Annotated in this window: 11 protein-coding genes; 10 read left to right on the top strand and 1 reads right to left on the bottom strand. The window is 36.2% G+C overall.

Annotated features, from left to right (window positions below):
- Positions 1-53 precede the first annotated feature (53 nt).
- The 3 genes from HNR41_RS05800 (at position 54) to HNR41_RS05790 (ending at position 4,374) form a co-directional block, all read left to right on the top strand.
- Positions 54-731, top strand: coding sequence for a GOLPH3/VPS74 family protein (locus HNR41_RS05800; protein ID WP_184282608.1), 678 nt, complete (start codon positions 54-56; stop codon positions 729-731).
- A gap of 221 nt (positions 732-952) precedes the next feature.
- Positions 953-2,728 carry a purple acid phosphatase family protein gene (locus HNR41_RS05795; RefSeq protein WP_184282904.1) on the top strand — a complete coding sequence of 592 codons (1,776 nt, stop codon included), beginning with the start codon at positions 953-955 and terminating at the stop codon, positions 2,726-2,728.
- A 119-nt stretch (positions 2,729-2,847) separates the two neighbouring features.
- Positions 2,848-4,374 (top strand): Na+/H+ antiporter NhaC family protein, encoded by a 1,527-nt coding sequence (locus HNR41_RS05790; protein ID WP_184282606.1) that lies wholly within the window; start codon positions 2,848-2,850, stop codon positions 4,372-4,374.
- A gap of 33 nt (positions 4,375-4,407) precedes the next feature.
- On the opposite strand, the gene HNR41_RS05785 is transcribed toward HNR41_RS05790, so the two are convergent.
- On the bottom strand, positions 4,408-5,328 hold the full coding sequence (locus HNR41_RS05785; RefSeq protein WP_184282604.1) for an aminoglycoside phosphotransferase family protein: 921 nt from the start codon (positions 5,326-5,328) through the stop codon (positions 4,408-4,410).
- A gap of 88 nt (positions 5,329-5,416) precedes the next feature.
- Between HNR41_RS05785 and HNR41_RS05780 the strand changes: the two genes are divergently transcribed.
- The 7 genes from HNR41_RS05780 (at position 5,417) to HNR41_RS05750 (ending at position 13,775) form a co-directional block, all read left to right on the top strand.
- On the top strand, positions 5,417-6,154 hold the full coding sequence (locus HNR41_RS05780) for a DUF429 domain-containing protein (protein ID WP_184282602.1): 738 nt from the start codon (positions 5,417-5,419) through the stop codon (positions 6,152-6,154).
- Positions 6,155-6,249: 95 nt separating this feature from the next.
- Positions 6,250-6,675, top strand: coding sequence for a hypothetical protein (locus HNR41_RS05775; RefSeq protein WP_184282599.1), 426 nt, complete (start codon positions 6,250-6,252; stop codon positions 6,673-6,675).
- A 20-nt stretch (positions 6,676-6,695) separates the two neighbouring features.
- The gene (locus HNR41_RS05770; RefSeq protein ID WP_184282597.1) at positions 6,696-6,968 is read left to right on the top strand and encodes a hypothetical protein; all 273 of its coding nucleotides are present in this window, start codon (positions 6,696-6,698) and stop codon (positions 6,966-6,968) included.
- Positions 6,969-7,546: 578 nt separating this feature from the next.
- The gene (locus HNR41_RS05765; protein WP_184282595.1) at positions 7,547-7,783 is read left to right on the top strand and encodes a TIGR04540 family protein; all 237 of its coding nucleotides are present in this window, start codon (positions 7,547-7,549) and stop codon (positions 7,781-7,783) included.
- A gap of 82 nt (positions 7,784-7,865) precedes the next feature.
- Positions 7,866-11,132: a helicase-related protein gene (locus tag HNR41_RS05760; RefSeq protein WP_184282594.1), complete on the top strand. Its 3,267-nt coding sequence runs from the start codon at positions 7,866-7,868 to the stop codon at positions 11,130-11,132.
- A gap of 1 nt (position 11,133) precedes the next feature.
- Complete coding sequence (locus HNR41_RS05755) at positions 11,134-11,853, top strand: DUF4391 domain-containing protein (RefSeq protein WP_184282592.1); 720 nt, start codon at positions 11,134-11,136, stop codon at positions 11,851-11,853.
- A 17-nt stretch (positions 11,854-11,870) separates the two neighbouring features.
- Complete coding sequence (locus HNR41_RS05750) at positions 11,871-13,775, top strand: site-specific DNA-methyltransferase (RefSeq protein WP_184282590.1); 1,905 nt, start codon at positions 11,871-11,873, stop codon at positions 13,773-13,775.
- The last annotated feature ends 7 nt before the right edge of the window (positions 13,776-13,782 follow it).

Here is a 13,782-nt window from a genome sequence, read left to right as displayed (position 1 = left end):
TTTAACTTTCGGGCATTGATGGTATTAACAATAGAGACTATGGAGGTGTCCGGATGTTTACAATAGCAGAAGCACTTATATTACTCGGTACGGATGACGAGAAAGGCACGGCTGTATCCGCAGCTTCATCATCGCTGAATTACGGACTTGTCGGATCTGTTTTATCCGAGCTTGCGATGATGGGGCGTATCGAATTAAAAGAAGGCAAAGTTGTCATTGCCGATGATACATTAACCGAAGTTTCATACTTCAATACTGTAATTGATGAAATTAAAGAAGATCATAAAGAACGGACAGTCGAGCATTGGATTAATCACTTTGCAGACAAGACGAAAGCGATTAATGATCCGGTGTATTTATCACTCGTGGATAAAGGGATTTTAAAAGAAGAAGATAAGACATACTTTTTCTTTTTCAATACGAATGTCTATCCGACAGTTGATGAACGTCCGGAACAGGACATCCGCAAACACGTTAATGATGTGGTATTTAATAACGCTGAACCGGATCCTGAGATTGCGATGCTGCTCAGCTTAATAAAAACGTGTGATTTAACAGCCGAAGTATTCGGCAAAGAACGGAAAAAAGCAGCTGAGAAAAAACTGATTGAACTGATTGAGAACAATGAATACGGCAAAGCTGTCAGTAAAACTGTGGAAGACATGGAAGCGGCCATCCTGATGGCAACGACAACAGTAATTACAACGACAGTCATCATGAATAATAATTAAATTACAGTAAACCGGAGTATAATGCTCCGGTTTATTTTTATGTAAATTACCCGAGTTAAAATATTAATCAACCTTTACAATATATTAAACAAATATAAATATTCGTTCTGTAAGATTTGAAAGGCAGCAGCAAAGAGAGACAAAATTACAGGAGGTTTTTATTTATGAAAGACGAATTACAGAGCAGCAGGCCGCTGTTTACAAAACTGTCAGTTGGTTTAATGGCAGCAGCACTTGGAGTATCAGCAGTATTCAGCCCGGTTGCCGCAGGTGCAGGCGGAGGCAGTCCAAATGGAACGGAATCAAGTGCACCTGTGGAACAGACAGCGGAACAGGAAGAATTTTCTCCGATACTTTCAGATGAGAAACCTGCTGTGGCGGCAGTGCCTGTAAACAACATGCCAAACCGTATTATCACGACAATAAACGGTAATACTCAAACGGAAATGGCTTTTAACTGGTATACAACTGATTTATTTGAAGATGCTAAAGTATGGGTTTCTAAATCAGGGAACTTCGATGATACTTTAGAATTTAAAGCGGAAGCGACAGAAGTCACTTCAAGTTACGGTGAACGTGACAAAAACGGAAATTACATATTTGCTGAAGTTAAAGAAAACTCGGAAGGGGAGCCGGTTGAAGACGAAAATGGTGAACCTGTACTCAATGGATACTATACTGACCAGCAGGCACACGGTGACGACTGGATGTCCGGAGATTACGGACATATCGAACTTACTGATGTGACGGAGTATTCATATAAAGCAAAAGCGACAGACCTTGAGCCGAATACGGATTACTATTACCAGGTCGGCAGTGAATCAGGTAAAGTCAGCGAAACAGGAACATTCAAAACATCAGGAAAAGCGGGAGATCCATTTAAATTCGTTCACTACACAGATACACAGAATGCTTTCTGGAACGAAAACGTACGGAATGAAGCAGCATTCGGTGCGAACACGTTAATGAATGCACTCGAAACTGCAGGCGATGCAGATTTCGTTCTGCACACAGGTGACGTAGTTGAAACAGCTGAAGTGGAAGATGAGTGGGTGGACTTATTCGGCCAGTCACAACCATACTTCATGCAGACGGCAATGGCAGTCGCATCAGGTAATCACGATGAATATGCGCTTGAATACGGCGACGACCCGCTGACAGAGAAGTTCAACGAACACGTGAACGTACCGGCAGCAAACAATAAAATCGACGGCGGTTCTTACTACTCATTCGATTACAATGGCGTGCACTTTGTTACATTAAACACGAATGATAACAAAGAATCCGAAGATAACCCGGAAGGAAAAGCAATCGGTGAAGAGCAGATGGAGTGGATTCGTGAAGACGTTGAACAGGCACGTGCGAACGGTGCAGAGTGGATTGTTTTAAACTACCACAAACCATTGTATTCTAAATCGTATCACTCATTGCAAGATGAAGATGTCCAGAAAGTCAGAGAGGAACTGACTGCATTAATCGATGAACTGGATATCGACCTGGCACTGCAGGGGCATGACCATGTTATATCAAGAACACACTCATTAACGCATGTACCGACAGAAGAGAACTTCTCAAACGCTGAAGTTGAAGATGTTGAAACATTCGTCGGAGACAACGGAGTTGAGTATATGGAGGACCCGGACGGTACAGTTTATGTACTGCCGAACACAGGCGGTACTAAAGAGTATGACGATGTATACTCTAAAGGACTTGACCACCTTCACGAAGTGAGACCTGATCTTAACTGGATGACGCAGGAAAACATGGATCACTACAACAGCTTATTCGGTTTTGGCGGCCAGCCGCAGGACACAGATGCATTTGATGATTCACACTCGAACAACCGTGATTCATCTACACAGAACTTCGCAATTTACGAAGTGGAAGATGATGAAATGATTGTCAGCATGTATCAGTTAAGCGGTGACTTTATGCTGGGTGAAGAAAGAACTGTAGAACTCGTAGACCAGTTCGGAATTCAAAACGGTGAAGATTAAAATTTAAATTAATATAAAAGGGTAGGACATGAGTCTTACCCTTTTGCTGTTTTCAACAGTCCTCTACTGTTGTATTATTAATAAGTTGTTAATAATACAAATACGGAAGGTGTGTTCATATGGAGTACGGTTTTTTATCGCTTTTACCTCCGCTTTTGGCAATCATTATTGCCATTCTTACTAAACAGACCGTTGTCGCATTATTTTTAGGCGTCTGGTTTGGTGCAACAGTAATGAATGAGTGGAATCCGGTTTCAGGTTTTACATATACAGTTAATGAAATTATGGTGCCGTCAATTGCGGATCCGTGGAATGCCTCACTGATACTGCTGGTTGTCTTTACAGGCGGATTCATTAACGTGCTCCGTACGACAGGAGCGGGCCAGGCCTTTGGCGATTTCGCGACGAAGAAAGTCAATACGCGCCAAAAAGGGCAGAACTTTGTCTGGGGCAGCGCATTCTTGTTTTCTTATACAGAACCCGTATTGATACTTGGAACTGTGACGAGACCCATTACGGATAAATTAAAAATATCACGTGTAAAACTTGCGTACATCGTCGATTCGATGGGCAGCCCGGTGGCATCCATGTCGCCCATCAGTGTGTATGCACCGTTTATTACAGGACTGATTGCGACACAGCTGGCAGCGCTCAGTTTATCAGAAAACCCGTGGTCGTTATTCATTCAGATGATACCGTTCCACTTATACGGTATTTTTGCGATTGTCGGCGTGCTGCTGGTCGTTAACATGAAAATTGATATCGGACCGATGTTCAAAGCAGAGCAGCGTGCGATTAAAACTGGTAAATTATACGGAGAGCACGATAAGTTAATGATTAACGATACTGGTGATGCAGATGCGGTTGAAGCGGATATTTTCAGTTTCCTGATTCCGCTGGCACTGCTGTTTGCAGGGATTTTCGGAGTTATATTCTGGACCGGCGATATCGGCGCAAATGGACTTGCAGGTGCATTTTTAAATGCAGATATTATATTTGCTATTACGACAGGATTCTTCCTCGGTTCAGTTGGCGGAATGCTCTATGCGAAACTGCGCTATGGCCAGCCGCTTGAAGAACTGCTGAACGGATATGTAGACGGCATTATGCAGGTCATGATTGTACCGGTTATTTTAGTCATGGCATGGTCTATCGGAACAGTCGCAACAGAAATGGGGCTTGGCGATGTCATTGCACATTACGCAGGAAGCTATTTGCCGGCGTTCTTAGTACCAGTAATTATCTTTATACTGGGCGGTCTGATTGCATTTGCATCCGGAAGCTCATGGGGAGTATTCTCGATTATGATACCAATCGCAATTCCAATGGGAATTGCACTTGACTTGGAACTGGCACTTGTCATCGGTGCGGCAATCAGCGGAGGGGTATTCGGCGACCACTGTTCACCGATATCCGATACGAGTATTATGTCATCCACCGGATCTGCAGCTGACCATATGGAACACATCCGTACACAGCTGCCGTATGCACTGATTATTGCGATGTCAGCAAGCGCAGGATTCCTGATGAGCGGATTGACTCAAAATTCAATCGCAGGAATTATTACGACTGCGGCTGTACTGGTCGCGATACTGATGTTTGTAAAGAACAGAATGAAGCGCAGAAACTTAGGTATGGACGAATAAAATAAAAAGCACTGAAATTATCAACAGATGATTTCAGTGCTTTTTTCTGTACCATTTCGGCACTGTCAGTTCAAAATCATCATACCAGTCGAGAATTTCAGCATACGAACGTCTCATCGTTTTGATTTCTTTATCTCCAAAACGAATTGCCCATGGTAGCGAAGACAGCATGTTGGATGCAATATACAACTGCAGCAGTTCCCAGAACTCAGCGGGTACATCATAATTAAAGTAACCGTCAATTCTGCCGCTGGCAAAAGCGGGGCTGGCACTCGCACACCATGTAATTCTGTTGAATTCTTCAAAAGCTTCACCGGTATCATGACGGTCGAAATCAATAATATGCAGCTTATTATTACTGTCTATCAGCATATTGCCGATGTGATAATCACCGTGATGCTGAACATTTCTGTTATTGTCAATCAGGTGTCTGTATTTACTGATGACAGTCATTAAAAGATGACCCTTATCGTATTTTAATTCGCAGTCATTATACATTATTATTTTCTTATCAATTTTTCTGTTATACCTTGTGCTCCATGATTCGGTACTTTTACTGACGGGTTTAAAATTATGAATCTCAGCTAATATTTCTCCGGCTTTGACGCCAAAGTTATACTGCTCTGACAAAGTGAAATTATTAATTACATCACTGGCATCATTGCCATCAATCCAGTCCAGCAGCAAAAAGTAATAAGTACCATTTAAACACTCACCCTGTGCAGCAAGCTTGTGAGTATGGATATTGTTCTTCCTCGATTGCTTTAATAAGTCTGCATGCTCCAAGTACTTCTGATTATTTTTAATATCAGTCACTCTAAGCAAATACTTCTTATCTTCACTTACAACGATAAACTTACGATCATTGGACCATCCTTTATTGAAAGGTGTAACAGATTGAATGTTTTTGAGCGGCAATTCTGATGTGAGTGAATTAATCATCGTTTCAGACATTTTAACCATCCCCTATATTAATAAGTTAAGCCAAGTATAATATACTTGGAGCAGCATCAATAATGATATACAGAAGTGAGTGATATAAATGAAGTTTATCGGAATAGATCTTGCATGGACATATAAAAACGAAAGCGGCATTTGTGTAATAAATGAGAGCGGGGAAGTACTCGTGCTGGAATCAGCCGTGTTCAGCGATAAAGATATCGTAAATATTATTAAAACTTACAGTGATGAAATTCTCCATATCGCAATAGACGCACCGCTCGTTGTAAATAATGAAACAGGTTCGCGTCAGGCAGAACGGGATCTGCAGCGGGGACGAATTCACGAACACCGTCTGTTTGCGTTCAACTCAAACAGAACGTTTATGACGAAAGCGTATAAAGGAATTCGGGGAGAGGTACTGAGCAATTTAATAATCGAGCATCTTCCTAATATCAGGATCGGTATGAATGAGCAGAATTCAAGTATCATCGAAACATTCCCGACAGGTATAGTGAGCGGACTGTTCCCGGATATTTATCCGGTTAAATATAAGCGTAAAAAAGGAATGACGTTTGAAGAAACGATTGGGCAGATGAAACTGATGACAGAACGCATTGGATTGTTTGAGCAGCAAAATATTTTCTCAGGATTCAGTGACAAATTAATTATCGATGAAAGAACCATCACCCGTAAACATCACAAGCATCTGGAAGATAAAGTGGACGCTGTATTATGTGCACTGGGACTGTATTTAATACATGAAAAGCTGGCTGAGCCGAGAAAATTCGGCACAGATAAAGATGGATTTATACTTATACCTGAGTTGTTAAAAAGTTAGTATATTTACACAAATTGATAATGAAAGCCCTTACATTAATATCCGTAATTATATACTTATAATTGTCAGATAATTTTATAAAGGGGATGTATTTTATGAAACGATCTAAGTTGATGAAGGGGTTGGCGTTATCCAGCCTGCTTTTTGTAATGGCAGCGTGCGCTAACGGAGAAGGGGAAGAAGAGAGTGCAGAAGCTGAAACAAATAAGGAAGGCGGGGAAGAAACTGCGGCGGATGATTCCAACGTCTACAATTACGAAGATTTCCCGCAGACGGTTTCAAACGAAGCTGAGCCGAGCGGTACAGGTACGCTGAATGTCGGTTATACTAGCGACACACCGTTTGACGGCACATTCAATTGGGCTTTCTATACGCTGGCACCGGAAGCAGATGTACTCGCATATCTCGATGAATCTGTATTCACTTTCGATGAGGACCAGCAGGCGACGAACGAAGGGGCTATTCATTACGACATGAATGAAGAAGATAAGACAGTAACATTACAGTGCAGGATGGTGTGACATGGCATGATGGGGAGCCATTGAAGATTACAGATTACATTGCATCATATGAAATTATTGGACATCCTGACTATGAAGGTGTACGCGGCACGACAGACGGATTCACTTCTATTGTCGGATACGATGAATACCGGGCCGGAGAAGCGGATAAAATTTCAGGTATTGAAGTCATAGATGAGCAGACTGCGGTATTTACATATAAAGAACTGGCGCCGTCTCTAACTGCCGGAGGCTTTTGGTTCTATGCATTCCCTGAACATCATTTTGAACTGGCGTATTTAAGCAAGATTTAAAAAGATTTATTGAATTATTGATGTTTATGATTCCAGCAATAAAAAACAAGTGGGCTCTCAATAGATCGCCTCTATACAGACATTTAAAACAATACAAGATAACACGCCTATGGGTGAATTATTCTTGACTACATTGATTAATGGGATAAAAGAAGGCAAGGAGTTAGCTTGTTTAAGAGATGACACTGAATTGTTAAAGTTGTTGAATGAATATTATTTTTAAATAGAATTTTAGTAAAACAATACACTCCTAAACTCTGGACTTTTTGTTCAGTACTAGGAGTGTATTGTTTTTTAATTTACGAAGTATGCACATAGATAAAGACCTAAATGCGGGTGTTGAGAGAAGCATTAAGAGACCTTGAAGTGTACTATTACCTTGGTTATAAGCTGAAATCGCCTCTAAATGCTCATCATAAAATACTATTAAAAATTATTTTTATAGGAAGTGGTAAAAGTGATTGAATGGTTAAATTAATTCTCTTTAATGACTTTCTAGATATATTAAAAAGAAATGGATAACTAAGTGTATCTAAAGTATAATAAAAGTAAGAATTTAATAAAACAGAGGTGATTCTGTGGAAGTGAAGAAGTTTTATCGTACTCAACGAGAAGTAGCGGCTGTAATTAATGAAATAGTTGATGACTATTGGGTAGATAAATTGTCAGATGAAGAGTTAGAAGAAAATGTAACAATGGTTTACGAGAATAATCAAGATAAAATTATAAAAAATAATGAATATACTACGATAATAAAACAGCAATGTGGAAAAAATCGATTGGCAGTTGTTTCTAAAATAATAAATATTGGATAAACTCTTTAAAATGAAAGCGTTTATCAAAAATACATCTATTAATTAGTGGTGCCAATATACTTAATAAAGAATGGTGAGCAAAATGGAAATTAAACATATTGATAACATTGGAGATAATACAATTGAGAACTTTCTTAAGGACGTTATTGATGAGAATAGCAATGTTAATATTGTAACGCCTAGGTTTTCAATTTATGCACTTCATGCAATTCAAAAAGCAATTAGTAAATCTAAATCTTTTAATGTCTTATTAAGTCAACAGTATTTTGAAAAACCAGATACTGGTTTTTTACGAAGATTTGAATTAGCTGAGAAACAAGAAAAAGTATTGGGTAACCAATATGAGATTAAACTACGTAATCAACTAAACACTTCTTTTATAGCAAAACAAACTGCTTCAATTATTAAAAATCATATTACTTTTAAGAAACTAAATCCTGAGAAGTATTCTTATAAACAACTCTTTATAGAAAATGAGAAAGATAGTCTAAAATCTGCAATGATCCCTAATGACTTTGAGTTAACAGGAGACGGGCTAGGCCTAACAAAGTCCAATCGTTGGAATGATACACCAGTAATGATGGGCAATACAGATATGGTTAAAGCAATGCTGACCAACTTTAATATGATATGGAATCATGAAACAGAAGCGATCGATGCAAATAAAGAGGTTCTTAAACAATTAGAAAACATATATAAAGAAAACTCACCTGAATGGATTTATCTTGTATCTCTTTATCATATTTTTCATCAACAACTAGATGAACTAGATGAAGAGAATATTATAAAAGAAGGATCAGATTTTAAAGATTCCATCGTTTGGAATATGTTGTATGAATTTCAAAAAGATGGTGTTGTTGGATTGATTAATAAACTAGAAAAATATAATGGAGCGATTTTAGCTGATAGTGTAGGTTTAGGTAAGACTTTTTCTGCTCTAGCAGTGATAAAGTATTATGAGTCACGTAACCATAGAGTTCTTGTTTTAGCACCTAAGCGTTTGAGAGAAAACTGGACAATCTATACACAAAATGATAAAAGAAATGAATTAAATGAAGATCGATTTGGATATGATGTACTAAATCATACGGATTTAAGTCGCTACAAAGGAAAGTCTGGTGATCTTGATTTACAAACGGTTAGATGGGATGCTTACGATTTAGTAGTTATTGATGAATCACATAATTTTAGGAATAATGAGCCTTCAAAAAGTGATAATCCAACACGTTATCAAAGATTGATGAATGATGTTATAAAGTCAGGATCAAAAACGAAGGTACTTATGTTATCAGCAACTCCTGTCAATAACCGAATGACAGATATGAAAAATCAGATTGCATTTATTACCGAAGAAAATACTCGTCATTTACAAAATTATGGTGTAGAAGATATTGATTTAGAGTTGAGAAAAGCTCAACAAGTTTTTAATGAGTGGAGTAAGTTAGAATCAGATCAAAGGTCGACTGGAAATTTTCTTAAACAAGTAAATGCAGATTATTTTAAGATATTAGACTTGCTGACAATTGCAAGAAGTAGAAAACATATTGAGAAATATTATGATGCATCAGAGATTGGGACATTTCCAACTAGGCTGAAGCCGCTAACTTTGAAGCCAGATATTAATATAAATGGAGAATTTATTGAAATCAAAAAAGTTAATCAACGAATTAGTGAGTTAACATTAAGTGTTTATACACCAATACATTACATAAAACCTGAAATGCGTGGAAAATATGCTGAATTGTATGATCAGGAAGTTAAAGGTGGAGCAACTAGATTTACTCAAACAGATCGAGAGACAGCGTTAACAGGTCTTATTCGGTCAAATCTATTGAAACGTCTAGAAAGTTCTATTGATTCTTTTAGATTAACTACAGGACGTGTACTTGAAAAGATAGAATCTTATATTGAATTGATTGACAAGAATTCTGTTAGCTCTAGAGCTTTATTAAGTTTAAATGATATTGGTACAGATGATGAAGATTTTGAGCTATTTGAAGATGAGAATGTAATTGGAGGAAAAACCAAAGTACTATTAGGAGATATGGATTTAAGAAAATGGCGTGATGACTTAGCATTTGATTTAAAAATACTCAAAGAAATCCACTATTCGGCTTATCAGGTTGAGCCCAATAATGATGGAAAACTAGTTAAGTTAAAACAACTTATTCAAGAAAAAATCAAAAGTCCACTTAATCCTGGAAACAAAAAAATTATTATCTTCACTGCTTTTGCTGATACCGCCAATTATCTATACGATAACTTAGCCGAAAACATCTTAGAAAAGTATGGTTTACATTCTGCAATAGTTACTGGTGGTGGGAATCAAAAAACCACCTTAAAATCAGTTAAAGTAAGTGATATGAATGATATTCTAATCCACTTCTCTCCTCGGTCTAAACATCGGGAGAAGATTTTTCCAGAAGTGACAGATGAAATTGATATTCTTATTGCAACAGATACTTTATCAGAAGGGCAAAATCTTCAAGATTGTGATTATTTAATAAATTATGATATTCATTGGAATCCAGTCCGAGTAATTCAAAGATTTGGACGAATTGACCGTATAGGTTCTATAAACAAGCAAATACAACTAGTGAATTTCTGGCCTAATATGGAATTAGATGAGTATATTAACTTAGAGAATCGTGTGAGAAGTCGAATGGTCATGTTAAATGTTTCAGCAACTGGAGAAGAAGACTTACTGAACCAGAAAAATAACGAGATGAACGATTTGTCATACCGTAAGAACCAGCTACAGCAACTTCAAGAAGAAGTAACTGATTTAGAAGATATTAATGGTGCTATTTCAATTACAGATATTACTTATACCGATTATAAAGCAGATTTAACAAATGCACTTAAAACTCATGAAAAAGAGCTTTTAGAAGCACCTAAAGGCATGTATGCAATCACTAAACAATCACTCTTAGAAGAGGCAGAACCAGGTGTAATCTTTGTGTTAAAACAAAAAGATCTAAAACTAGAAACAAAAGATACAAGTTTACTTCCATACCTACTGATTTACATGCGTATGGATGGGTCTGTTAAAGTGAATCATACATCAGCTAAAGATGTTCTACATTATTTTAAAATGTTGACACAAAACCAAACAGAAGTGTTTCAGGATATTGTAGATTCTTTCAACAAAGAAACAAAAGATGGTAGTAATATGACTGAATATTCACTACTGCTAACAAAAGCATTGGAAGCTATTAAAGGTAAGCGTGAAGAGACTGGGCGCATGTCTCTCTTTACTCCTGGGGGAACACATTTAACAACATCGGAAGAAGAAATTAGTCTAGAGGAAGTAGAGTTAATCTCATTTTTGATTATAAGGGAGAGTTAGAATGGATAGTAAGGAACTAATCAATTTATTTGAATTCCCTGATAAAACAATAGTTAATCAAACTATCTTTAAAGTTGATCTGTATAACCAACTAGAAAAGGTAAAAGAACGACAAATCGTACAGTATGATTTAGATAAAATAACTTTACTTTCAATTTTAAATGAAAGTAGAATCAATATTCCAGTCGTGATAGATGATGTTGAATCATTCGAGGAATTATTATTTATCTATATTGAATTACGGACGATTATTAGACCTCAATTTGCTTTTAAAACAATTGCTTCCACTATGCCTTATCACATGGTCGGCATAGTAAAAGACGTCAATAATCAATATACTGTCTTAACAGGTAATTATAAGTTAAATAAAAGTGGTTTTTTAAACATCCAAGATACTAATCAATCTGGAACGATAGAAGGTCAAAGTTTTGTAAAACTTATTAAAAAATTACGGCATACTGAACTTCCAACATTAAATTTAAAAATATACTATCAAGCAATAAACGACGTTCTTAATGCAAATCGTATCCGAAGCTTAACAGGCATGCAAGTAGAAAAAGTAGATAATGAACTATCTACTAAAATAGAAGAACAAAAGAAAAACATAAAAGGATTAAAAGGGAAAATTAAAAAAGAGAAGCAGTTAAACCGTAAAATACCTTTAATGCAAAAGTTAGAAAAAGAAAATAGATATTTAGAAGAATTAATAAGAGAATTATAGAAAATCAGGAGGAAATTATGGAAAAAATAGATGGTAAAAGTTTAGATCTAAGAGAAGATTCTATTGACAAACTGAAACAATTATTTCCAGATACAGTAACTGAAGGAGAACAAATTAATTTTGAAAAGTTAAAAGCTATTCTTACTGATGATTTGGATGAAAGTAACGAAAAGTATACTTTTACATGGAATGGAAAGTCTAAGGCCATGAGAATTGCGAACACTCCAACTAATGGAACGCTAAAGCCTGTCTTGGATAAGTCAAAAGAATGGGGTACTACTGAAAACTTGTATATCGAAGGGGATAATCTAGAAGTACTCAAGTTATTACAAAAATCATATTCAAATAAGATTAAGGTTATCTATATTGACCCTCCATATAATACTGGTAATGATTTTGTCTATAATGATAAATTTTCTGATATTTTAGAAAATTATTTAAATCAAACCGGACAAGTGAATGAGGATGGATACAAACTCTCAACCAATCAAGAATCTAGTGGACGATTTCATAGTGACTGGCTCAATATGATTTATCCTAGATTAAAAGTAGCTAGAAATTTATTGAAACATAATGGAGTTATCTTTCTTAGTATAGACGATAATGAATACGTTAATTTAAAAAAAGTGTGCGATGAAATTTTTGGTGAAAATAATTTTGTTGGTACATTCTTATGGAATAAATCTCAGAATCCACCAAGTTTGTCACATACTATTCGTCGAAAATTTGAATATGTTTTATGTTATAAAAAAGATACCTTGAGTGAAAAGCTGTTTGGTGGAGTAATGAGCGGAGGAGATAGTCCACTATATAATGGTGGTAATCCTGTATCAATATTAAAATTCCCTCCTAAATCAGTGAGTTTTAATATATCTGATGGAGTATATAAAAAGTCTAATGACTCAATGATAGATTTAGTGCAACCTGTAGAGATAAAAGACTCAGTCAATAGAAATGAATTAATTTTAAAGGGGCAATTTCGATGGTCTCAAGAGACTTTAATAAATGAACTATCTAATGGCACTGAAATCATTGTTAAAAGTGATAAATTTTCTCCTAGGTATGCTAGAAAAGGAGATCGAATGATGGTCCCATCAGATTTATTATCAATGAAAGAAAATGAAGTTAATACAAATGAAAAAGGTCGAAAAGAAATAGAAGTTTTATTTGGAGAAAATATATTCTCATTTCCAAAACCTACTAGTCTGATAGAATATTTAATAAATACAGTAACTTACAACAGTAAAGATGACATTATATTAGATTTTTTCTCAGGATCTGGGACAACGGCTCATGCAACGATGAACTTGAATGTAGAAGATAATGGTCAGAGAAAATATATTATGGTTCAACTTCCCGAAAAATTAAATGAGGACTCTTCAGCGTATAAAGATGGCTTTAATACAATTCCAGATATCGCAATTGAAAGAATTAACCGAGCTGGTAATAAAATTATCGAAGAAAATCCCGATCTAGAAAATAAACTAGATATCGGTTATAAGTACTTTAAACTTGATAAATCAAATATTAAGAAATGGAATGTTGATGAAGACAATATAGAAGACGAGCTTACGTTATTCACTGATAATTTTGAAGAGGGAAGCACTCATGATGATATTGTTTATGAATTATTATTGAAGCAAGGAATTGAGTTAACTGTTCCGAGCGAAAAAGTAACCTTTACAGATACTTCAATTTTTATTATTGCAAATGGTGCGATGTTCGTTGTTATTGGAAATAATATTGATGAAACAATAGCCGAGTATATTCGTGACTATGAATCAATTTTTAATAAAGATGAAGATTCTGAAATAGTTGTAGCTTTTCAAGATATCGGTTTTGAAGATGACAGTGCAAAATTGAATACTTTTGAGATATTAAAAGCTGCAGGTTTTAAAGATGAAAATATATTTACAATTTAGGGAGGTG

The sequence above is a fragment of the Jeotgalicoccus coquinae genome, from assembly GCF_014207425.1.
GTDB lineage: Bacteria > Bacillota > Bacilli > Staphylococcales > Salinicoccaceae > Jeotgalicoccus > Jeotgalicoccus coquinae.
This window is presented reverse-complemented; position numbering and strand designations above follow the sequence as displayed.

Excerpts from the sequence above, each read along its gene's own strand:
- HNR41_RS05760 (WP_184282594.1), top strand. The coding sequence starts at position 7,866 with ATGGAAATTAAACATATTGATAACATTGGAGATAATACAATTGAGAAC.
- HNR41_RS05775 (WP_184282599.1), top strand. The coding sequence starts at position 6,250 with ATGAAACGATCTAAGTTGATGAAGGGGTTGGCGTTATCCAGCCTGCTT.
- HNR41_RS05780 (WP_184282602.1), top strand. The coding sequence starts at position 5,417 with ATGAAGTTTATCGGAATAGATCTTGCATGGACATATAAAAACGAAAGC.
- HNR41_RS05800 (WP_184282608.1), top strand. The coding sequence starts at position 54 with ATGTTTACAATAGCAGAAGCACTTATATTACTCGGTACGGATGACGAG.
- HNR41_RS05755 (WP_184282592.1), top strand. The coding sequence starts at position 11,134 with ATGGATAGTAAGGAACTAATCAATTTATTTGAATTCCCTGATAAAACA.
- HNR41_RS05790 (WP_184282606.1), top strand. The coding sequence starts at position 2,848 with ATGGAGTACGGTTTTTTATCGCTTTTACCTCCGCTTTTGGCAATCATT.
- HNR41_RS05785 (WP_184282604.1), bottom strand. The coding sequence starts at position 5,328 with ATGTCTGAAACGATGATTAATTCACTCACATCAGAATTGCCGCTCAAA.
- HNR41_RS05795 (WP_184282904.1), top strand. The coding sequence starts at position 953 with ATGGCAGCAGCACTTGGAGTATCAGCAGTATTCAGCCCGGTTGCCGCA.
- HNR41_RS05750 (WP_184282590.1), top strand. The coding sequence starts at position 11,871 with ATGGAAAAAATAGATGGTAAAAGTTTAGATCTAAGAGAAGATTCTATT.